This is a genomic window from Tepidibacillus sp. HK-1 (assembly GCF_001748485.2).
Classification (GTDB): domain Bacteria; phylum Bacillota; class Bacilli; order Tepidibacillales; family Tepidibacillaceae; genus Tepidibacillus_B; species Tepidibacillus_B infernus.
Map to the genome: position 1 here is coordinate 74,907 of NZ_BDGM02000010.1, position 21,159 is coordinate 96,065.

Consider the following 21,159-nt stretch of genomic DNA (forward strand, 5'->3'; position numbering starts at 1 on the left):
TTTAGCTTGACAAGAACATTTGTTCTAAAATATAATAAAATTATAATTAAGAATAAATGTTCGGAGGGTTCTTATGAAAAGGATTTTAATAGTTTTATTTGTTATTTTAATAACGTTTGTGATCTCAACAATCGTGTATGGAAAGGAAATTAATCAGAAGAAAACGCCACAATACATTGAAGTAATTGTCCAAGAAGGTGATACATTATGGTCAATAGCCAAACCTTATTACAATGGCAAAATGGATTTTAGGGAATTGATATACAACATTCGAGAATTAAATGAATTATCAGAAGCAATGATTTATCCTGGCCAAGTGCTTAAGATTCCTCTAGACTAATTTATACTAAAATATTCTTCTTTTAGACATAATGTATTATAAAGGAGGGATAAGATGATACCTGGGTTTCCTAATGATATTCCAAGGGTAGATCCGCATTTTTTTCCACAAGAGGAATACCAGATAAGTCGAGTGAATGTGAATGAATCAACTGGAAGAGAGGAAGTCCTCCATTATTCTTATGGTCGATTTGATGATTTCAATCCATATCATCATGTTGAAACTTTAATCAATGGATACCTTCCATATGATTAGATAGGTTAATTTTTTAAACAAAGAGTAACCGCGTGTTACTCTTTACTATTTTCACCATCAGCACATTCTTGCATTGATTAAATTTCAAACTTTCATTATAATCATTTAACGTAGCACCCTATTATAGTGAAAGGAAGATATATAAAAATGAATCAATCTACGAAAATCTTTTTAGCGATGATACTTGGTATAGGGGCAGGATTTTTTATCAACCTTCTAGTTCCTGATGAAATGATTCAATTTTTGGATAAAAACATTCTGCATCTAGTAGGCGTTGGTTTTATTAAATTGATCCAATTTATAGTAGTACCATTGGTGCTTGTTTCATTAGTAACGAGTATGTCAAGTTTGGGTGACATCAAGAAAATAGGGAGATATAGCATTAAATTACTGTTTTTATATATCTTTACCTCAGTTATTTCTCTTATCATTGGTTTGATTGTGGCTTATGTTTTAAAACCAGGAATAGGCGTAGAAATGCTTCAACAAAAGGTTGAAGGAAAGCAAGGCCTTCCTTTATCTGAATGGCTATTAAGTATTATTCCTAGCAACCCTTTTGAATCGATGAGCACAGGCCATATGGTTCAAATTATTATAACGGCATTATTGTTAGGATTAGGAGTTACTCTTGCAGGAGAAAAGGGAAAACCGTTTTCTGTCTTTATCGATAGTGCAAATGAAGTTATTTTTAAGATTATGGGAATTATCTTAAGACTAGCACCTATAGGCGTTTTTTCCTTAATGGCTTCTGTGATTGCAACACAAGGATTAGGGATCATTAAGAGTTTATCATTGTATGTGATTGGATTAATCATAGCAATTTTATTGATGGCATTTGGAATTTATAGTATTCTTTTAATTGTTACAGGACAAAATCCGATTAAGTTTTGGAAGGCATTTTATCCAGCTTTTGGACTTGCATTTGGAACAGCTAGTAGTAATGCGACTCTTCCATTAGCAATGGATAATGCTGAGCATCGTTATGGTATGAAAAAGGAACTTGTTAGTTTCGCTATTCCTTTTGGAGTTTCCCTCAAAAAAGATGGTGCTGCGATTCTACAAGGTTTCACAGCAGTTTTTGTTTCTCAGATGATCGGTGCTAATTTGAGTATAAACCAAATTATTGCAGTTTTTGTAAGTGCGATCTTAGTTTCATTAAGTACTGCTGGTGTTCCTGGAGCAGGAATTATTATGATGTCTACTGTGCTAAGTGCTGCAAATTTACCGTTAGAAGCCATTGCGATTATAGCTGGTGTTGACCGTTTAACTGACACATTTAGAACAGCATTAAATGTGATTGGAGTCGTTGCAAATGCAGCGATTTTAGAGAAGTGGGAAAGGAGAACGACGTAGAAGAATGAAACAAGAAAAAATAGATCGAATTAATGAACTCTCTCGTAAATCTAAAACGGTTGGATTAACCGAAATAGAAAAAGAAGAGCAATCAAAACTTCGACAAGAATATATTGCCGCTTATCGTGAGAGTTTACGTGCACATTTACATTCTATTAAAGTCATAGATGCAAATGGAAACGACATTACACCAAATAAATTAAAAGAAGCTAAATCAAAACGAAATTTTCATTAAAGAAAAGAGGAGGGTGCAGATAGATAGAAACCCTCCTTTTTGTATTCATAGGGAACTTTAAAAGTAATTGAAATATGAAAAAAAGCTATATTAGCTTATAGTTCTAAAAAATATGGTAAAATAGAAATATATAATAGCTTAAAATATAATAATTAGGGGTGAAAGGGTATTGTTATCTAGAAATTTAGACAAAGCAAGAGAAGCATACAAGAGTAATAATAAAGAAGCAAGTAAAATTGTACATCAACAAAGAAAACATGCTCCTGAAGGACATAACCAAGAACAAGGCCAATACATAAAAAGTTTTATATATGGTGGGTTAGATGGTATAATTACAACTTTTGCAGTTGTTGCTGGAGTTGCTGGTGCACAGCTTTCTTCAGGTATTGTGCTAATCATGGGTTTTGCTAACCTGATTGCGGATGGCCTCTCAATGGCAATTGGTGACTATTTAAGTACAAAAGCTGAAAATGAATTTAAACAGTCAGAAAGGGAACGAGAACTTTGGGAAGTGGAAAATTTTCCAGAGGGGGAAAAACAAGAGTTAATTGAACTTTATGTGGCAAAAGGAATGGATGAATCTGACGCTAAAGTCGTTACTGAGATTATTTCCAAAAATAAAGAAGCCTGGGTTGATATTATGATGGTTGAAGAATTAGGGATTTTAGAAGAAAATGAATCACCTGTAAAAAATGCGATTGTAACTTTTATTTCGTTTTCTGTTTTTGGTTTTATTCCATTAGTTATTTATGTAGTTGCAGGTTTTACACCAGGGATTCAAAACTTCACATTTCTTATCGCAATCATTCTTACTGGATTTACTTTATTTATTTTAGGTGCATTAAAAGTAAAGTTTGTTGACAAGCATTGGTTTGCATCCGGGTTAGAAATGCTAATTGTCGGTGGGATCGCTGCTGCTTCAGCTTATGGAATAGGGATTTTATTATCAGGATTAGCGTAAATGATATTACAACGAAAAAACAGTTATATTGTTTAAAGAATAAATCATTATTTATGGACACCAAAAGACGGTGTTCTTTTTTATTTATATCTATATGAGTGACCTTCGATTTGTCCTCTACATATTTTAATAATGACAAATCATGAGAGGGGATAAAACATGGGTATAATTAGTTTGATTTTAGTAGCAACTGCAGTGAGTATTGATGGATTTTGGGGTGGATTTTCTTTTGGATTACGCAAAATCAAAATCTCATATTTTTCCTTATTGATTATGTCATCCTGGTCTGTAGTTGGTACGATAATCACAATGAGATTAGGCAATAAGTTGCAAGACTATATTTCATTAAATATGGGTAAATATATTGGTGCGATATTATTGCTTTTGTTAGGATTATTCACCTTAAAAGAAGGTCTTAAACAAAAAAAAGAGGCAAATATTAACAGGAACGTAATTAGCAATCTTAAAGTAAGAAATTTAATTAAAGTGATAAATAATCCGATTCTAGCCGATATTGACCAAGAAAACGATATTAAGCCGATAGAAGGCATGATATTAGGGATTGCTGTAGCCATGGATGCTTCCATTGCTGCATTTACTTTATCTTTTTTTAATTATAATCCATTTCTAACATCATTTTTATTTGGACTCATGCACTTTATTCTTATCGGCATGGGTAATATACTGGCCAGAAAAAATATAATCAATGTTTTTGCTGAAAAATTTTCATTATTGCCCGGTATTATTTTAGTGACTCTTGCCATTATTAGGTTAATATAAAATTTAAAATTTAATATAGAGGAAAAAAGTAGATCATAATAATATTATGTTAAGTAATAGCTGAGAAAAAATAATGAATAAATATAATTTAATGACACAAATTATAGACTATTTACATGTAGGCAAAACTGAAATAAATCCTGTTTAGAATTTGAAGAAACAGATCGTTAGGGGATTAGAAGATTATATATAAACTTCATAACAAATTTTGAGGAAAAATAGTATTTTTTAACGTCCTATAATATATATTATGTTAACTAGAAACAAAAATTATGAGGACGAAACCTGTATTTATGGTAAATGAGTAGAATCAACACAGTCGATTTCAACCGAGTACGGCTTAATATCCAGAAGTGGAGTTTGATTTAAAGCTTCCAATCCTTTTACAGTTATTTTATTACCTTCAATTTTAATTACCTCTGCAATAGAAAAAGCGATTGGGTTGGGTCGATTAGGAGAACGAGTAGCAAATACTCCTTTTTTTTCATTGCCTTCTCTAGGTTTGATAAACAGTGGATTTCTTCGATTTGCTCGATCAAACCAATAAAGGATAATCAGATGGGAGACGTTTTCTATTCCTTTCATGCCTTCCATATACTCGACAAATACTTCTATTACTTGTGTTTCATCAGATAACCTTCCTTGTCGTGGAGCATCGAATCTTTCTTTGTAATTGCTATGGATGACACCGATTTGAACCAATTCCATTTTACTCACCTCATTTTATTAACTTTTCTTTGGTATAAATTTCCTTATCCTCAATATATCGAAAGACTTAGTTTTTGTTCGAATAAAAAGATAACTTTTCGAAAAGATAATTTTGACTCTAACGTTACTACTTTTGTAATCAATAACCCCTTTCCTGACAAAAAGAACTTCCCAATTAGGTAGTCCTTTTATCTATGAATAGTCGTTCATTTCAATGCTGAAGTATTTTAATTTTCAATTCATTCCCCTTCGCTACGATTGAAACTTTTCCACCAATCGGAAATGTAATCTGAGGATAAGTATGTCCAAAATCGACATCTGCAATGACGGGTATGGTATCTAGTTCCTTCTTTGACTTAATGATCTTCTTCAATATCTCCCTGCTCATCTCAGATTTCTTTTGGAATCTACCAAAAACAATCCCTCTAACCTCTTCGAATCCTTTTTGGTGAATCAACGATTGTAAATCCCGATCAAAATTTTCGGGGAAAGTGAGTTCGTCATCTTCTAAGAAAAGTATGGTGTTTTTTAAACTCGGCATGAAGTCAGTTCCTTGCAACAAATTCAATGTACATAGATTTCCACCAATAATAACTCCTTCTGCTTTGCTTTCATTAATGACATACCAACCGTTATTCTCAATAAACGTTCGATTATCTTGATCCAAATACCATGGATCATCACTCCAAAAATCCGACGGTTTTACCTCTATGATTTCATCTGTCATCAGTGCTTTTTGAAAATAATCGATGGTATATTCCATTCCTTTTAATATTCCGAACGTAGAAAAGTGAGGGCCTGAATAAGTGGTTAATCCAGTTTTGGTATATATCGCATTACCTAATGCTGTAATATCTGAATAACCACAAAGTATCTTTGGATTTGCTTGAATTAATGAATAATCGAGATACTTCAATATTTGATTACTATTATGGCCACCGATTGAAGTTAGAATGGCTTTCACGTTGGGATCTGAAAAAGCATTATGTAGGTCTTCAATTCTCGATTCTATAGAGGAAGAATGAAATTCATCACTTTCATAACAATGCTCTTCAAACGTCACATGGAATCCGAGCGATTCAAGGCGTTCTATGGCTATTTTTTGATTTGCTTGGTTAACGACAGATAAACTTCTTGATGGAGAAACAACACGAATTTCATCCCCTCGTTTTAATTTGTTTGGTATCATGTTCGCAACCTCTTGTAATAATAAAAACGATTATTTGTCTTCACGAAGTAGATATTTATTGCCATCTTGGTCTTTAAACGAAAACATTTTCCCATACGGCATCTTCATCATTTCCCCTACTTCAACACCATTTTCCTTCATTTTTGTGAAAGCATTTTCTATGTCAGTGGTACTTAGTATGACATTTGGATGGCAAACGTTCATAGATGGATTTTGAGCCTTCATTACATTTTTGTCATATAAAACAAATGTCGTAAATTCACTCTCACTTGGACCCACTTCTAACCATGTCATATTTGGTCCCATTGGCTGTTCAAATTTAACTACAAAATTTAATTTTTCTGTCCAAAACTTTTTTGCTTCCTCTTGATTATTTACATATAACGTGATTTTTCCGATTTTATTAATCATATGTATGACCTCCTAGAAAATATCGTGAATTAATATAATTTCCCGTATGCCCTATTTTATCACTAAAATGTTACTTTTGAAACTTCACAGAAAACTTATCTGTACATGGTTTAATAAAAATTTGAGCATGGAATAACCATGTTCTAAATTTTAGCTTAATGAATTATCATCCGAATTATCATCATTTTTCACACCATTTCAAATGCATTTTATTAACGAAGAAGTCCTGCAACACTTTCTTTTTCTAGTATTTTTTTAAATACTGATCGATTTCCCAGTGATGTACTTCCCTTGCGAATTGATCGGCTTCTAACTGTTTTGCCTCAATGTATGTGGTAAATGCGTGTTCACCCATTACTTCCTTTACTAGTATATCCTTGCGCATATATTCTAACGCTGAATGTAGGTCTCTAGGGTATCTCTCTGTTTCTAACACTGGTAGATTTTCGATAACGTCAGTTACATCTCCATCAAATTCTTCTGGAGGAGTCATTCCCTTTTTGATCCCCTCTAACCCTGCTTTTAACATTACTGCAAAGACTAAATATGGGTTTGCGGTTGGGTCAGGGTTTCTTAACTCGATTCTTGTTCTCTTTCCACGTGCATGGGGAATTCGAATGAGTGCAGATCGATTTCCTCTCGACCAAGAGATATTCGTAGGTGCTTCAAACCCAGGAATTAACCGTTTATAGGAATTAATTGTCGGGTTCGTAATCGCCGCCATTCCTTTTGCATGATTTAGTAAACCCCCAATATAATTCTTTGTAATCTTGCTAAGTTCTAAAGGATCTTGTTTATCATAAAACACATTGTTTCCTTCTTTATCCTGTAATGACTGATTACAGTGCATGGCATTACCATTTTGATTGGCAAATGGCTTCGGAATAAATGATGCGTATAATCCATGCTTATTTGCAATGTTTTTCACAATCATTTTGAACATCATCCATTTGTCAGCAATAGATAACGCATCACCGTATTTGAAATCCACCTCATGTTGTCCAGGTGCAACTTCATGATGGGCTGCTTCAATATGAAAACCAAACTTTTTCATCGTGAGAATAATGTCTTGACGTGCATCTTCCCCTTTATCTATTGGAGATAGATCAAAATACCCTGCATGATCGTGAATGTTAAAAATCGGTTCTCCTTTTTCATCCCGATAGAACAAAAAGAATTCCCCTTCAGCACCTACATTAAATTGGTAGCCCATTTCTTCTGCTTCTTTTAACACTCTTTTTAAAGTATTGCGCGGGCATCCCATAAATGGTTTTCCATCTGTTCCATATACATCACAAAAAAAGTGAGCCACTGATTTTTCATTGGGCCTCAAAGGAAATACTTGAAATGTTGTTAAATCTGGCTTCAAATACATATCGGATTCCTCAATTCGTGCAAATCCATCAATCGAAGAACCATCAAACATCAATTTCCCATTCATCGCATCATCTAATTCGTCTTTATGAATAGTCATATTCTTCGCAAATCCAAAAATATCCGTAAAAATTAACCGAATGAATTCGATGTTATGTTCCTTTACTTTTTTCCAAATGAGTTCTTTTGCCTGTTGCTCTACATTTAATTCCAAGGTAGAAGCCACGAGAACCAACCACTCCCATCATATATTTTTTACTTTGTATCGATTATCCATTAATCGCTTTCACAGATTGTTTCTCTTTTTCCCATACAACCTGCTGCCGTTTTTTCTTTGGTTTGTTCCAATATTGTTCATTTCCTGGTAGATCATCAAACCAAGTTGCATCTTTTGGGCAATCAAGTACCATGAATTTCCCATATTCGCCATGTTTAGATTGATGATATTTTAAATAAGCTTTGCCATCTTCAATCGCTAGGATTTCAATTTTGCCAGAAGAATGACTCATAGATAAACGCACCCGTTTTCCTAATCCGGATGTTCTTGCTTTTGCTTGTTCTACAATCCGGTATACACGTTCAAGTGGAAGAACAAAGTCATGGTTTCCAGCAACAGGGCGGTTGATAAAGAAATAATATGGAGTAACACCTGCCCAGGATAACTTATCTAATAATTCACCAAGAACTACAGGGTCGTCATTAATTCCTTTTAGAATAGGGGTTTGATTGACTATAATCGCCCCTGCTTCATGCAATGCCTGAAATGCCTTTTTCGCTTCGTAAGTAATTTCTTGTGGGTGATTAATATGTGCCATGATATAGATGCGTTTTTCTGGGGTTGAGAACTCTTTGATCAGATCTAATAATGATTGATCTTCGTAAATCCTCATGGGGTTAAAAACAGGGAGTTTGGAACCTAGACGAATAACTTTGACATGGGCAATCGAACGAAGTCGTTCAATAATCATTCGTAGCTTTAGGGTTGCAAGGATAAGTGAATCTCCTCCTGTTAACAACACATTATTGATTTCAGGATGTTCACTGATATATTGAATTCCTAGTTCTACATCACTCATTGCTTCTTTAATATCATTTCGGAATAACCGTTTTCGGAAGCAATAACGACAATAAGCACCACACACTTCAGAGACAATTAACAGTGCAGTGGTTTTGTACTTATGCTGACATCCAGGGACGACATAATTGGACTCTTCATCGGAAGCATCCCAACGACCATATTCCATCAATTCGCCTTGATTAGGAATCACCAATCTTCGTATTGGATCGTTCGGATCTTTCCAATTAATCAGACTTAAGTAATACTCATTGGCTCGAAATGCAAATTTTTTGGTAATTCGTTTAAGGATTTCTCTCTCCTCTTTTGGAATCTGAACAACTTGGTCAATGTCCGTAATATACTTTGGTTGTGCCATTAAATTCCTCCTTAGTTTTTATATTTTTTACTTACATTGTTTATTATAACAGCAAAATATGTAAATAGTCAAAAAATACATAAAATTATAATACTGTTCATATCCAAAATCAACTTCTTCACAATATTTTTCGATTAATCCATCAAACGTTTCTAAGAATTTTGGCTCCATCGTCTACACTTTAGTAAAGAAGAATCAACCTTTTAATTGTTAACCTATTTAATAATTATGGTTGACATATATTTTAGAGCGTATTATGATAATTCTAAATTAATCGACAATATAGGGGGAGATTTTGATGAGTACAAGAAATTGGGTTTTTGCTGCGATGATGGCTACTATTACTGCCATTCTGGCACAATTAAGCATTCCGATTGGACCAGTACCGATTACTTTATCTATTTTTGGTGTATATCTAGCGGCTGGACTACTTGGCGCTAGACTGGGAACAATCTCTATGATTATCTACGTTCTTTTAGGTGCCATCGGAGTTCCTGTGTTCGCTAATTTTTCTGGAGGGGTTCATGTTTTATTAGGGAAAACGGGTGGTTATCTTATTGGTTATATTGTGGCTACATACCTTATTGGAAAACTGTTTGAAAACTCGAAGGGTAAATCTTTACGTTATCGTTCGACACATTTTGTTATTATCTCTTTAATAGGTCTTATCTTTATCTACTTATTTGGGGCAGTGCAGCTTAAGTTAATCCTTCATCTTTCTTGGTCTAAAGCTTTTGAATTTGGTGTAGCCCCATTCATACTACTTGATATCGTGAAAATCGTATCGCTTCAATGATCATTATCCCAATTAAACAAAGTCTCAAAGCGTCTAATTTAGTATTTGAATAAAGCAACTAGTTAAAAGAAATGGGGGAATTATATGATTCAAACCTTAAAGGAGAAAGTTATATCAGGCCATTTCATTTCAAAATATGAAGCTATCTCTTTATCGAATATTGAGGGCACAAATCTAGAAGAACTTTTAAATGCAGCAAACGAGATACGAGAATTTTATTTAGGTAATCAAGTAGATTTATGTACGATTATGAATGCAAAATCTGGCAGTTGCTCTGAAAACTGTAAATTTTGTGCACAATCTGGTCATTATAATACCGACGTTGAACAATATCCCTTAGTAGACGCGGATACTGCATTATCTCAAGCAAAAAAGGTTGAACAACAAGGAGCTCATCGTTTTTCACTTGTGACAAGTGGTAAAGGAATTGGTGATCGCGATTTCACTCAAATTTTAGGTGTTTACAAAATATTAAAAGATAACACATCAATTCAACTCTGTTCTTCCTTAGGTATTATTTCTTTTGATAAAGCAAAATCATTAAGAGAAATCGGCGTAATCACCTACCACCATAACCTAGAAACAAGTCGCCATTTTTACCCATTTATTTGTACGACACATAGCTATGATGATCGAATTAAGACGATAAAACAAGCACAAAATGCTGGACTTAACATTTGTAGTGGTGGAATAATCGGAATGGGTGAAACAATGGAAGACAGAATTGACATGGCTTTAGATTTACAACAATTAAATGTAAAATCGGTTCCAATTAATATTTTAACGCCAATACCTGGTACCCCACTAGGTAATACACCGCCTTTAGAAACCAGTGAAATTTTAAAAACAATAGCCATTTTTCGTTTTATACTTCCTACCGCTCATATCCGTCTAGCAGGCGGAAGAAAACTATTAGGTATGAACCAAGCTAAAGGTTTTCAATCTGGAGCAAGCGCTGCGCTTGTGGGAGATTATTTAACTACGGTAGGAAACAAAATTACTGACGATATAAAAATGTTAAAACAAATGGGATATGAAGTAACAAGGGAACTTGTCGTGTAAGCGATAAATTTTTTTATTCATTAACTCTGCGTGAATGAGTCCAATGTCCTAAAATTAAGATTTCTTCATTGGTTGCCCGTTAGCTACTAGGCTACTAGGTGACTTGGCTCTTACCTAGGTTAGATTTTTATTAACTAGCAATTAATGGCTTGCTGGGCACGCAAAATAACAAAAACCCCTTCTCACAATCGTCAAAAAAATATACGATTGTGAGAAGGGGTTTTGATATTAATCATATTTTCCTTAAATTTCCAATATCTCTTGCAATTCTTCTTTAGTTAAGCTTGTAATCATTTGTTCACCAGTTTGAATCACTTTTTCAACTAGTTCTTTTTTCCGTTGCTGCAATTCGTAAATTTTCTCCTCGATTGTGCCACTGGTGATAAGGCGCATGACTTGGACGATTTTTTTTTGTCCCATCCGATGTGCTCGCCCTGTTGCTTGTTCTTCTACGGCAGGGTTCCACCATAAATCAAAGAGGATTACCGTGTCTGCGCCTGTCAGATTTAAGCCGGTTCCTCCCGCCTTTAATGAGATTAAGAAGATCTCCTTTTCCCCACGATTGAAATCATCAGCCATCAAAACTCGTTCTTTGCCTGGTGTTTGGCCATCAAGATAAAAATAGTCCAATCCCGTCTCCTGCAATCTTTGGCCAATGATTTGAAGCATGCTTGAAAACTGTGAAAAGATTAATAATCGATTCCCGTTTTCTAACGAGGTCTCTACTAATTCTATGAGCTGTTCTAACTTTCCTGATTCACCTGTATAGTTCTCCAAAAAAAGCCCTGGATGGTTGCAAATTTGTCTAAGTCTAGTAAGACCGGCCAAAATTTTGATTCGGTCTTTATTAAACCCACCCGATTGGATTGATGCTTTAGTTTCATTTCGAATTTTCTCCAAATAGCCGAGATATAACTCTTTTTGCTGTTTTGTTAGCTCAGATACTTGAACGGTTTCGATTTTATCAGGAAGTTCTTTTAGAACGTCTTTCTTTACACGTCTTAAAATAAATGGTCGAACCATTTTTGAGATTTTCTCAGGCGCAATGGATTTAAAAGCCGATTTATTTGGGAAAAATCCCGGTAAAATGACTTGGAAAATAGCCCACAACTCATCAATCGAGTTCTCAATCGGTGTTCCGCTAAGGGCAAAACGTTGACTTGCTTGAATCTCCTGTACGGCTTTAAAAATCTTCGTCGTTGGATTTTTCATCGCTTGTGCTTCATCTATGATAAAGACAGAAAATTGCTTTTTTTTGTATAGGTCAATATCTTGGCGCAACATAGGATAAGAGGTAATCCAAACATCGATTTCGTTTGAAAATTGAATAAGTTCTTTTCGTTCCTCTGGATTGCCGTCAATAATTCTTACTTTTAATTCAGGAGAAAACTTTTGAAATTCATTTTTCCAATTGTAGATGAGGGATGCAGGAGCAACGACCAACATAGGTTGAAGCTCTTTTTTCTCTTTTTTTTCTGATGTCATAAAAGTTATGGCCTGAATGGTTTTACCCAGTCCCATATCATCAGCGAGGATTCCTCCTAAGCGGTAATGAGACAATGTTTTCATCCATTGAAAGCCAAAATTCTGATAATCTCGTAACGATGCCTGTAATGATTGGGGTATATCGAAATCTAACTGATCAGGATTTTTAAAATTTTTAATGAAATGGCGAAAGGTTTTCCCGAATCGAATAGATGAATCTCGACTACTGCTAACAATGTCATCAATCAGCATTCCTTTAAATAACGGTCGTTTGATCTCACCCTTTTGTAATTCTGATTTACTAATGTCTAGCTCATCGATCAATTGATGAATGGTTGCGAAATCGTCATCATCAATGGGAACAAATGTCCCATTATGAAGTCGATAATATCTCTTCTTTTCTATGACTGATTGAAGGATATTTTGGACATCTTGCTGGTCTATTCCACTAATATCAAAACGAACATCAAGCCAATCCCCGCTCGAATCAAGATCAATAGAAACAACAGGCTTTTGCTGTTCTGGAATCATTAATAAGCGAGCGGAACGGGTCAAGTAAATTTCCGCTTTATCTTCAAGGAGAGGTAAGGTATGGTAGAGGAATTGATAGAGATCATCCTCTCCTACAAGGTATAACTCTTTTCCATTATATTTCAATGGAGCGCCTTCCAAAATGCTCATGATTTCTTGTTCTTTGACAATATCACGAATCAGAATGGTCTCCTGATTCTCCGTAGTCTCTGTCGTTTCTAATAAAAATGGGTTGAGTATCCGATCCCCATATTGATATTCTAAGTTCACATTTAGGATATCCTGGTTATAATCAATCCATATTTTCGTTTTAAGATCCGGTGCAAGAATTTGATCAGAAATGGTTTCGTCAATTGTCAAAGTGCCGATTTCTTCAAGTGCAGGTGTGACATTGGATAAGAATGGTTCAATTTGATCTTTAGAGATAAGTAAAGAACTATCTCTCTTATTTTTCATGAGAGAAAAGAAATCTTTCATTAGTTTTTGTTGAATAGCAGAAAGTTTATAAAATGTCCCTTTAAAATACAAATATCCATACGGTTCAAATAATATAGCTGATGTTATATCGTTTAGCTTTAATTCGAAATCCTCTTCCTTCCCCTTTTGTAACTCAAAGGAAAACGGTAACTCTTCTTCATTACAAACGTCAATGGTTGGAACCGAATGGGGTGGATATTCAAACCTTGTCTCTCGATCTTTTAATTTCAACAGCAGTTCGTCTACAACGATTGGGGGGATGATCATTTCTCGACTTTCAGTATACGAAGTATGTCTTTGATAGGGCGATGCATCTAGATACAATTGTTCATTTTTTGCAATGGCACGTAAAATTTTCAAAATCTCTTCATCTTCTTTAGAAAAAGCATGTTCAGCTGGTTCATAACTAAAATTTGCCGTAAATACATAGGATTCATGATCACTGGCTCTTAGGAAATCCTTTATATTTTTTACTACGTATGTTCGGTTTAGTCCCGTTTTCATCTCAATCGTCAGGTAATTTTCACTATAATAGGGATAATGAGATTTTGCTTTTAAGATATACTCCACCATAAGTTGATCTTTAGCAGAATTGGTATTTCGAATCTCAGTGTATTGTCTTTGAGAAAAAGTCTCAATGAATCGTGTCGTTTGTTCATTGTCTCTTTTTCTAATCGGGTTCTCTTTTAAATGGACGTTTTCTATTTGTTCACGATGTCTCACCATCTCTAGCAAAACAGCAACCTCATGCTTACACTGCCCAAATTGTTCATAAGCCAAGCAATCACAACTAGAGTCTATATAGTGATCATGCAGTTCTACCGTTACATAATAGGTATCATTACCAAGAACGTTCCCAACCCAACACTCATCTTTCGGTTCATAATATAAAGTTTTTACACGGCCTTGTTTAAAATAGGTAAGTCCCCGTTCATATGCTGTATGATTGAACATCTGTTTAATGGTTTCTTTTGATAAAATTGAAGCTGTAGGTGTCATTTGGCATCACTTTTCCCTTTGATTTATCACAATATAACCAATATACAATGATTTCTTCTTTTCAAAAAAGGTTAAAAAAAGATTAACTTTTATATATTATTCATCAAGATCCACATTGTGGTATACTTGTTGAACATCTTCTATATCTTCCAATGCATCAATCAATTTTTCAAATTGTGCTTGTGCTTCTTCTGAAAGTGTTAGTTCATTTTGTGCAAGCATGGTTATTTCTGCAACTGTAAAATCAGTTATATCTACTTTCTTAAATGCTTCTTGAATTGCATGGAACTGGTCAGGTTCCGCATAAATGATCACTGCTTCATCTTCTTCTAAAATGTCACGTACATCTACATCTGCTTCCATTAATATTTCAAGTACTTCATCTGCTGTTTTACCTTCAATACCAATGACAGCTGTTTCATCAAACATATATGATACAGATCCACTTACTCCCATGTTGCCACCATTTTTATTAAATGCAGCACGCACTTCTGCTGCAGTACGGTTCACATTATTTGTAAGTGCATCTACGATTATCATTGATCCATTTGGTCCAAAGCCTTCATAACGAAGTTCGTCGTAGCTTTCATCTGAGCCACCTTTTGCTTTTTCAATGGCACGGTCAATAATCGTTTTTGGAACATTGTATGTTTTTGCACGCTCGATTACGACTCTTAATGCCTGGTTTAATTCTGGATCTGGTTCCCCTTGTTTTGCTGCGACATAAATTTCGCGTCCAAACTTTGCATATATACGACTCGTATTTGTATCTTTTGACGCTTTTTTGTCTTTAATATTGTTCCACTTACGACCCATCATGTTCACTCACTTTCAATTTAAATCTACACAAAAATATTAATATGATATAGCTGCTTCTTCAATATGAAGATGCAGCATTTCACTAGATTATATTATACATTAATTGCATAATTTGTACGAGTTTATTAACCAAAAATACTGACGGTAATTTAATTATAGGTCTCAAAAAAAGCAACGTGTGAAGATTACACGTTGCCCATTAAATAATTATAGTATATTTTATTGATAACTACTGTGTTCTTTCTTAGGATCATACGATTGTTCCGCCATTGATATGGATTACTTGACCAGATACATAATTTAAATCGTCAGATGCCAAATAAACATATGCTGGAGCTAATTCGAATGGTTGCCCTGCTCTTTTGATTGGTGTATTGATACCAAACATCTCAACATCAGCTCCTTTTGTCGCTGAATAGTCGATTAATTGTTTATGACCTTCATACGCTGTAATAGAAACAGTATTAATAATTGTGCTACCTTGTTGAAGGTAAGGTAGTACAGCTTTAACCATATAAAAATTGGCAAAAACATTCGTTTGAAAGGTGTGAATCAGTTGGTCTGACGTAATATTAAGAATGCTTTTTTGAGGATATTGTACTGCCTGATTATTGACTAGGATGTCTACTTTTTTAAATGTTTGGATCGTTATATGTACAACAGTCTGAGAAAAGCTCTCATTACGCAAATCACCGGGAATAGCCAAACAATTTCTTCCATGTTGCTTAATTTTTTCTGTTGTTTCAGTAACATCCTGATGTTCATTATGATAGACAATGACAACATCTGCTCCCTCCTTAGCGAATGCAATTGCTACCGCCCTACCGATACCACTATCACCACCAGTTATAATTGCAACTTTATTCTTTAATTTTCCACTTCCAACATAGTTAGGATTTTCGAAGATTGGTTTTGGTTCCATTAAATATTCAAAAGTACATTTGTAACTTTTTCGTATCTTCAAGTCCCTTCTCAGTTAAAGGGCGAATTAAATCCTCTTTTGGGAAGCTATTCCTTTTTTGATGAGAAGGATTCAAGTATATGATGTCGAATTTCTTAATTTAGTTGATCATGTTGAACTATCGTTTTAAGTTAATTTACAAAGGAAGGAAGAGCCTCTATGATAAATCAAAAATTAGAAAAACTAAAGAATGATTGGCTTATTGAAATCACTATCCGAGAAATACAAGAGAAGCTAGAAAAAAATGAACTAACTTCTCAAGATTTGGTTCTCATGTACCTTTCTCGAATTGCTGAATACGATCAATCTGGCTCCAAAATCAACTCCATAATCGAAGTTAATCCAGAAGCTCTTCAGATAGCAGCCTTATTAGATTTCGAAAGAAAAGAAAAAGGCAGTCGTGGACCACTTCATGGAATTCCTGTTGTCATCAAGGATAATATCAATACGGCGGACAAAATGCACACCAGTGCAGGTTCATTAGCTTTAGCTAATTCTTATGCAACTGAAGATGCCTTTCTTGTGCGAAAACTTCGTGAAGCTGGGGCGATCATTTTAGGTAAAACAAACCTAACTGAATGGGCGAATTTCATGGCCGAAAATATGCCTACAGGATATAGTTCTAGAGGTGGCCAAGTAATGAATCCTTATGGTCCAGGCAAATTTATCGTTGGTGGGTCAAGTTCTGGTTCAGCAGCAGCTGTTGCAGCTAATTTTGCAGTGGTTTCAGTTGGTACTGAAACTTCTGGTTCTATTCTAAGTCCTGCTAGTCAAAACTCTTTAGTTGGTATCAAACCTACTGTTGGGCTTATTAGTCGTTCGGGGATTATTCCTATTTCACACACACAAGACACATCTGGGCCTATAGCTAGAACCGTGGAGGATGCAGTAATTCTATTAAATGTTCTTCAGGGTGTTGATCAAAACGATCCCATCACACTAAGTTCTGAACTACAAAAAATCGACTTTACCCAATTTTTAAAAGTAAACGGATTAAAAGGAAAAAGAATCGGAATCGCACGTGAGGTTTATTTTGACTACTTAAACGAATCGCAGTTAGAAGTGATGAATACGGCTATTCACCAATTAGCCAGTTTAGGTGCGGAAGTAATTGAGAACGTAACGATTCCTTCTACAAAAGAAAATTGGGATTATAACGTTTTAATATATGAATTTAAATCAGATCTCAATGCTTATTTAAAAACGCTAAATCCTTCACTAGGTATTCGTACCTTAGCTGATATTATTCGCTTCAATGAGCAAACAGGAGAATCCGCACTCAAATATGGGCAAAAAATCTTCATTGATTCAGAGAAGACAAGCGGAAATTTGACAGAGCCAACTTATTTGAATAGTTTGGAAAGGGATCAGTATTTATCCAAAGAAAAAGGTATTGATGCAGTCATGAAAGAGCATGATTTAGATGCAATCGTATTTCCGAATAACTTTGGCGCAAGCATCCCTGCAAAGGCTGGGTATCCTTCTATTACTGTTCCAGCAGGCTACACACAAGAAGGTGAACCGGTTGGAATAACATTTACTGCAAAAGCTTACAGTGAACCAACATTAATTGAAATTGCTTATTCATATGAACAAGCAACAAAACACAGAAAACCGCCAAATTTATAATATTTACGGAACATTTTCATACCTACAATATACAAAAGGCTGCATAAATGCGGCCTTTTTAATCATCTACTCATCCTATTTCGGTTATCACAGGAATCGATGCAAACTTGTCAAATTCCCTCATTTTGATTTTTAGTTCTTTTGTCGTTTGATAAGGGTCTTCAGATGACATAATCGTTGACATGACTGCAATATGATCGACTCCTCTTATAAGTAATTGTTCAATATTGTGTAAATGAATTCCTCCTATGGCTACAATAGGAATATTTACTTCTTGTTTTAGATTTTTAATAAAGGATATCCCCCTTGGTTTAAGCCCTTTCTTGCTATCTGTCTCAAAAATATGCCCTGCAAGAAGATAATTCACTTTTTTCTCAATTTTTTTCGCTTCTTGCAAATGGTGAATTGAAACGCCTATGACACCAGCAAAGTCGATTTCTGTTTTTATAAAGTTTTCATAACTTGTATGAAAGCCATCTGCTTGCACTTCTTTTGCAACTTCTAAATGATGGTTAATCACCAATTTTACCTGATTACTCTTTGTGATTTCTCTTATTTTTAATGCCAAGGGGAATAATTCTTTATTGGATAGATCTTTTTCTCGCAAAATAATGACATCGATACCACCATATATTGCTTTCTCGATGACATCTATGAAACTTCCTTTTTTTACAATTTTTCGATTCGTAATTAGATATAACATTATTCCTCATATCCTTACCCAATCTTTAAAAATCGGTTGATACCCTTTTTTGAAAATCGCTGTTCTGATTTGTTCCACACTTCGTTGATCATCGATCTCGAATTGCCCATCACCAGCATCTTCTATTGAATGTCCTCCCACTTCCGTTGATGAAGCAGCAGACATTCTTGTTACTCCTAAAGGAATCAAATTCTCACGAAATCCTTGGCGTTCTCTTGTTGAAATAGTCATCCCTACACGAGGTAAAAAGATACGTAACGCTAACATAAATTGCACCAAATTCTGATCAGTTACTTCGTATATATCTTCAAAAACCCCTACATGGGGACGAATCCGTGGGAAAGATACACTGAGTTCTACATCAGGGTAATTATTTTGTAAGTAATTCGCATGAAGGCCAGTTACGAAGGCTTCACTTCGCCATTCACCTAAACCTAATAATGCTCCTATATTTACATTGCGCATTTTAGCAATACATCCCCGCTCTGGGGCATCAAGTCGGAAATGGTAGTTACGTTTACGACCTGCAAGGTGAACTTTTCGATAAATTTCCTCATTATATACTTCTTGATATACGGTAAGGCTATCTACCCCAACTTCAATCAATTGTTGATATTCTTCTATGGTCAATGGAAAAATCTCGATCCCGATAGAATCAAAATATTTTTTCAAGATATGGACAGCTTGAATTACGTAAGTGAGTGGTGTATCTTTTTTCGATTCTCCTGTTAAAATTAAGAGATGTTTAAACCCCATACTAGCAATCGTTTTTGCTTCTTTTTCAATCTCATTTGCTGTTAATTGTTTTCTTTTGATTTGGTTATCAATACTAAAACTACAATAAGTACATTTATTCGTACAATAGTTAGAAAGATACATAGGAGTATACAATAAAACGGTTTTCCCAAAATGTTGAAGGGATAAGGTATGAGCTCTTTGCGCCATTAATTCCAAATGGTTCTCCGCTTTTGGAGATAATAATGCAAGAAATTCAATTTTATTGATTGGACGATCCTTGTGAATGATTTGTAAAATGTCTGAGTCGGTTAATTCTTCATAAAACTGTTCATAGTTAAAATTCTTATACTGGGAATATACATCAAAAAAACCCACATTAATTCACCTCTTCATATAAAAATCCTGTCAAAGGTGATGAAGGCTGAGCAAGTTGATGTTGTTCAACAAGTTTCGCATGGTAAGCGAGATACCCTGCTTTTACTGCTAAGGAAAAAGCCTTTGCCATCTGGACAGGATTTTCTGCTGTAGCAATAGCTGTATTGACTAATACTGCCGCTGCCCCCATTTCCATCGCTTCTGCTGCTTCTGATGGTTTTCCAATTCCCGCATCAACAATCACTGGGAGATCAATCTCATTGATTATGATTTGAACTAACTCTTTTGTTTTCAAACCACGGTTTGTTCCAATAGGAGCGCCTAAAGGCATAACTGCAGCAGCCCCTGATTCTACTAATCTTTTCGCTGCCATTAAATCAGGACTCATATAAGGAAGCACAACAAAGCCTTCTTTAGCTAAAATTTCAGTGGCTTTAATCGTTTCTGCATTGTCTGGCAAAAGATATTTATTATCTGAGATCACTTCAATTTTAATCCAGTTCCCTAATCCCATTGCTCTAGCAAGTCTTGCAATTCTCACTGCCTCTTCTGCATTTCTGGCTCCAGAAGTATTTGGTAGTAAAATACAGTCCTTTGGTATATATTCTAGAATATTCTCTTCTTTTGAATCTAAGTTTACACGTCGAATCGCCATGGTAATCACTTGTGATTTCGAAGCTTGAATCACGTCTGGTAGAATTTGATGATTAGGAAATTTCCCAGTACCAATGAATAGGCGACTTTTTAATTCAACTCCACCAATACTTAAATTTTTCATTTCTAAACTCCTCTCCTACTTTTTTTTGGACTTTGTAATCAACCGCCACCAACAACACTAACAATTTCTACTTTATCTGTTTCTTGAAGGATTCTTATATCATAATGATCTTTGGGGATAATTTCAAAATTGATTTCTACGACTACAAGTGTTTGGTTTAGTTTAAGTTCATTTAACAACTCAGCCACCGTTTTTCCTGCAAATCCTGTGATTTCTTTACCATTAACAACCAAATTACCGCCTCCCTATGCCTAAATTTTATTAAGATGAAAAAGTGCTATTTGGGAAATAAGAACAAGGCTATAAAAAAGCCAAAAACCGCCCAATAATGAGCGGTTTAACTACGTTAAATTTAAACTTATGTTTTCCCTCCGCTGGCATTACCCAGATCAGGTTATTGGTCGATAGCGAATGATAGCTATCCTCTCAGCCTGTTTTCACAAGCTCCCATAACATATTAATTTTTTCATATATAAAAGTATCACAGTCAGATTTTATTAGCAATATTTTTTAGTTCTTCACCCTAATTTTGCAACACATTTAAACAACTATTAACCCGGAAGCATTGATTTCATTGATGTTTCCGGGGATTTTTATTTTATTTTTTTGTCATATTTTAGTAGACTTTTGTAGAATAATTTGGTATAATGAAGGTAAAATCGTATTCAATTAAGGGAGCCATGTTCATGTTTCTTAGACAAGTGAAAAATAAAAAAACTGGTCGCATTTATTTATCCATCGTACAGAGCTATCGGGATGCTAATAGT

21 protein-coding genes and 1 riboswitch are annotated in these 21,159 nt (G+C 34.8%); of the genes, 9 read left to right on the forward strand and 12 right to left on the reverse strand.

All coding sequences use genetic code 11. The features are described from left to right. The first annotated feature begins 73 nt into the window (after positions 1 to 73). The 6 genes from yneA to BEN26_RS06920 all read left to right on the forward strand — a co-directional run bounded on the left by yneA (position 74) and on the right by BEN26_RS06920 (position 3,924). Entirely contained in the window at positions 74 to 340 is a 267-nt protein-coding gene (yneA, locus tag BEN26_RS06895; protein ID WP_068724051.1) for a cell division suppressor protein YneA, read from the forward strand. A 54-nt stretch (positions 341 to 394) separates the two neighbouring features. Further along, on the forward strand, positions 395 to 595 hold the full coding sequence (locus tag BEN26_RS06900) for a hypothetical protein (RefSeq protein WP_069800006.1): 201 nt from the start codon (positions 395 to 397) through the stop codon (positions 593 to 595). 147 nt (positions 596 to 742) lie between these two features. Continuing rightward, on the forward strand, positions 743 to 1,948 hold the full coding sequence (locus tag BEN26_RS06905) for a dicarboxylate/amino acid:cation symporter (RefSeq protein WP_069800007.1): 1,206 nt from the start codon (positions 743 to 745) through the stop codon (positions 1,946 to 1,948). Between the two features lie 4 nt (positions 1,949 to 1,952). Then, positions 1,953 to 2,183, forward strand: a complete 231-nt coding sequence (locus BEN26_RS06910) for a DUF896 domain-containing protein (protein ID WP_069800009.1) — start codon at positions 1,953 to 1,955, stop codon at positions 2,181 to 2,183. A gap of 169 nt (positions 2,184 to 2,352) precedes the next feature. Further along, the gene (locus BEN26_RS06915) at positions 2,353 to 3,144 is read left to right on the forward strand and encodes a VIT1/CCC1 transporter family protein (protein ID WP_069800011.1); all 792 of its coding nucleotides are present in this window, start codon (positions 2,353 to 2,355) and stop codon (positions 3,142 to 3,144) included. Between the two features lie 159 nt (positions 3,145 to 3,303). Beyond that, positions 3,304 to 3,924 carry a manganese efflux pump gene (locus tag BEN26_RS06920; protein WP_069800013.1) on the forward strand — a complete coding sequence of 207 codons (621 nt, stop codon included), beginning with the start codon at positions 3,304 to 3,306 and terminating at the stop codon, positions 3,922 to 3,924. Between the two features lie 291 nt (positions 3,925 to 4,215). Here the strand turns inward: BEN26_RS06920 and tsaA are convergent, their stop codons facing one another. From tsaA to BEN26_RS06945, 5 genes are all read right to left on the reverse strand, one after another. Beyond that, entirely contained in the window at positions 4,216 to 4,632 is a 417-nt protein-coding gene (gene tsaA / locus BEN26_RS06925) for a tRNA (N6-threonylcarbamoyladenosine(37)-N6)-methyltransferase TrmO (protein ID WP_069800015.1), read from the reverse strand. 211 nt (positions 4,633 to 4,843) lie between these two features. Continuing rightward, positions 4,844 to 5,821 carry a S66 family peptidase gene (locus tag BEN26_RS06930; protein WP_069800017.1) on the reverse strand — a complete coding sequence of 326 codons (978 nt, stop codon included), beginning with the start codon at positions 5,819 to 5,821 and terminating at the stop codon, positions 4,844 to 4,846. A 30-nt stretch (positions 5,822 to 5,851) separates the two neighbouring features. Then, positions 5,852 to 6,232, reverse strand: coding sequence for a VOC family protein (locus BEN26_RS06935; RefSeq protein WP_069800019.1), 381 nt, complete (start codon positions 6,230 to 6,232; stop codon positions 5,852 to 5,854). Positions 6,233 to 6,476: 244 nt separating this feature from the next. Beyond that, a complete protein-coding gene (gene glnA / locus BEN26_RS06940) occupies positions 6,477 to 7,832 on the reverse strand; it encodes a type I glutamate--ammonia ligase (protein WP_255421870.1) in 1,356 nt (451 codons plus the stop codon). 43 nt (positions 7,833 to 7,875) lie between these two features. Then, positions 7,876 to 9,039, reverse strand: a complete 1,164-nt coding sequence (locus tag BEN26_RS06945; protein ID WP_069800023.1) for a KamA family radical SAM protein — start codon at positions 9,037 to 9,039, stop codon at positions 7,876 to 7,878. Positions 9,040 to 9,337: 298 nt separating this feature from the next. Between BEN26_RS06945 and BEN26_RS06950 the strand changes: the two genes are divergently transcribed. Together BEN26_RS06950 and bioB are read left to right on the forward strand one after the other, a co-directional pair. Beyond that, positions 9,338 to 9,835 (forward strand): biotin transporter BioY, encoded by a 498-nt coding sequence (locus BEN26_RS06950; RefSeq protein ID WP_084818853.1) that lies wholly within the window; start codon positions 9,338 to 9,340, stop codon positions 9,833 to 9,835. 84 nt (positions 9,836 to 9,919) lie between these two features. After that, positions 9,920 to 10,897 carry a biotin synthase BioB gene (bioB, locus tag BEN26_RS06955; protein WP_069800024.1) on the forward strand — a complete coding sequence of 326 codons (978 nt, stop codon included), beginning with the start codon at positions 9,920 to 9,922 and terminating at the stop codon, positions 10,895 to 10,897. Between the two features lie 243 nt (positions 10,898 to 11,140). Here bioB and BEN26_RS06960 read toward each other — a convergent pair whose 3' ends face one another. The 3 genes from BEN26_RS06960 to BEN26_RS06970 all read right to left on the reverse strand — a co-directional run bounded on the left by BEN26_RS06960 (position 11,141) and on the right by BEN26_RS06970 (position 16,130). Further along, complete coding sequence (locus BEN26_RS06960) at positions 11,141 to 14,389, reverse strand: DEAD/DEAH box helicase (RefSeq protein ID WP_069800026.1); 3,249 nt, start codon at positions 14,387 to 14,389, stop codon at positions 11,141 to 11,143. A 96-nt stretch (positions 14,390 to 14,485) separates the two neighbouring features. Further along, positions 14,486 to 15,205 carry a YebC/PmpR family DNA-binding transcriptional regulator gene (locus BEN26_RS06965; protein ID WP_069800127.1) on the reverse strand — a complete coding sequence of 240 codons (720 nt, stop codon included), beginning with the start codon at positions 15,203 to 15,205 and terminating at the stop codon, positions 14,486 to 14,488. A gap of 253 nt (positions 15,206 to 15,458) precedes the next feature. Further along, on the reverse strand, positions 15,459 to 16,130 hold the full coding sequence (locus BEN26_RS06970; RefSeq protein WP_084818857.1) for an SDR family oxidoreductase: 672 nt from the start codon (positions 16,128 to 16,130) through the stop codon (positions 15,459 to 15,461). A 198-nt stretch (positions 16,131 to 16,328) separates the two neighbouring features. On the opposite strand from BEN26_RS06970, the gene BEN26_RS06975 reads away from it, so the two are divergent. Further along, a complete protein-coding gene (locus tag BEN26_RS06975; protein WP_069800030.1) occupies positions 16,329 to 17,798 on the forward strand; it encodes an amidase in 1,470 nt (489 codons plus the stop codon). A 70-nt stretch (positions 17,799 to 17,868) separates the two neighbouring features. Here the strand turns inward: BEN26_RS06975 and thiE are convergent, their stop codons facing one another. Genes thiE through thiS form a run of 4 tightly spaced genes read right to left on the reverse strand, consistent with a single transcriptional unit; the run spans position 17,869 to position 20,625 of the window. Next, the gene (thiE, locus tag BEN26_RS06980) at positions 17,869 to 18,501 is read right to left on the reverse strand and encodes a thiamine phosphate synthase (protein WP_069800032.1); all 633 of its coding nucleotides are present in this window, start codon (positions 18,499 to 18,501) and stop codon (positions 17,869 to 17,871) included. A gap of 6 nt (positions 18,502 to 18,507) precedes the next feature. Then, complete coding sequence (gene thiH / locus BEN26_RS06985) at positions 18,508 to 19,614, reverse strand: 2-iminoacetate synthase ThiH (protein ID WP_069800034.1); 1,107 nt, start codon at positions 19,612 to 19,614, stop codon at positions 18,508 to 18,510. A gap of 1 nt (position 19,615) precedes the next feature. Continuing rightward, positions 19,616 to 20,392, reverse strand: coding sequence for a thiazole synthase (locus BEN26_RS06990; protein ID WP_069800035.1), 777 nt, complete (start codon positions 20,390 to 20,392; stop codon positions 19,616 to 19,618). A 38-nt stretch (positions 20,393 to 20,430) separates the two neighbouring features. Then, complete coding sequence (gene thiS / locus BEN26_RS06995) at positions 20,431 to 20,625, reverse strand: sulfur carrier protein ThiS (protein ID WP_069800037.1); 195 nt, start codon at positions 20,623 to 20,625, stop codon at positions 20,431 to 20,433. A 115-nt stretch (positions 20,626 to 20,740) separates the two neighbouring features. After that, positions 20,741 to 20,853: riboswitch (TPP riboswitch) on the reverse strand. Positions 20,854 to 21,159 lie beyond the last annotated feature (306 nt).

What these genes read in the sequence shown, in the direction of transcription:
- BEN26_RS06900 (WP_069800006.1), top strand. Translation starts at nt 395, where the DNA reads ATGATACCTGGGTTTCCTAATGATATTCCAAGGGTAGATCCGCATTTT.
- BEN26_RS06920 (WP_069800013.1), top strand. Translation starts at nt 3,304, where the DNA reads ATGGGTATAATTAGTTTGATTTTAGTAGCAACTGCAGTGAGTATTGAT.
- BEN26_RS06965 (WP_069800127.1), bottom strand. Translation starts at nt 15,205, where the DNA reads ATGGGTCGTAAGTGGAACAATATTAAAGACAAAAAAGCGTCAAAAGAT.
- yneA (WP_068724051.1), top strand. Translation starts at nt 74, where the DNA reads ATGAAAAGGATTTTAATAGTTTTATTTGTTATTTTAATAACGTTTGTG.
- BEN26_RS06960 (WP_069800026.1), bottom strand. Translation starts at nt 14,389, where the DNA reads ATGACACCTACAGCTTCAATTTTATCAAAAGAAACCATTAAACAGATG.
- BEN26_RS06950 (WP_084818853.1), top strand. Translation starts at nt 9,338, where the DNA reads ATGAGTACAAGAAATTGGGTTTTTGCTGCGATGATGGCTACTATTACT.
- bioB (WP_069800024.1), top strand. Translation starts at nt 9,920, where the DNA reads ATGATTCAAACCTTAAAGGAGAAAGTTATATCAGGCCATTTCATTTCA.
- BEN26_RS06910 (WP_069800009.1), top strand. Translation starts at nt 1,953, where the DNA reads ATGAAACAAGAAAAAATAGATCGAATTAATGAACTCTCTCGTAAATCT.
- BEN26_RS06945 (WP_069800023.1), bottom strand. Translation starts at nt 9,039, where the DNA reads ATGGCACAACCAAAGTATATTACGGACATTGACCAAGTTGTTCAGATT.
- BEN26_RS06975 (WP_069800030.1), top strand. Translation starts at nt 16,329, where the DNA reads ATGATAAATCAAAAATTAGAAAAACTAAAGAATGATTGGCTTATTGAA.
- BEN26_RS06905 (WP_069800007.1), top strand. Translation starts at nt 743, where the DNA reads ATGAATCAATCTACGAAAATCTTTTTAGCGATGATACTTGGTATAGGG.
- BEN26_RS06930 (WP_069800017.1), bottom strand. Translation starts at nt 5,821, where the DNA reads ATGATACCAAACAAATTAAAACGAGGGGATGAAATTCGTGTTGTTTCT.
- BEN26_RS06990 (WP_069800035.1), bottom strand. Translation starts at nt 20,392, where the DNA reads ATGAAAAATTTAAGTATTGGTGGAGTTGAATTAAAAAGTCGCCTATTC.
- BEN26_RS06970 (WP_084818857.1), bottom strand. Translation starts at nt 16,130, where the DNA reads ATGGAACCAAAACCAATCTTCGAAAATCCTAACTATGTTGGAAGTGGA.
- BEN26_RS06935 (WP_069800019.1), bottom strand. Translation starts at nt 6,232, where the DNA reads ATGATTAATAAAATCGGAAAAATCACGTTATATGTAAATAATCAAGAG.
- thiE (WP_069800032.1), bottom strand. Translation starts at nt 18,501, where the DNA reads ATGTTATATCTAATTACGAATCGAAAAATTGTAAAAAAAGGAAGTTTC.
- tsaA (WP_069800015.1), bottom strand. Translation starts at nt 4,632, where the DNA reads ATGGAATTGGTTCAAATCGGTGTCATCCATAGCAATTACAAAGAAAGA.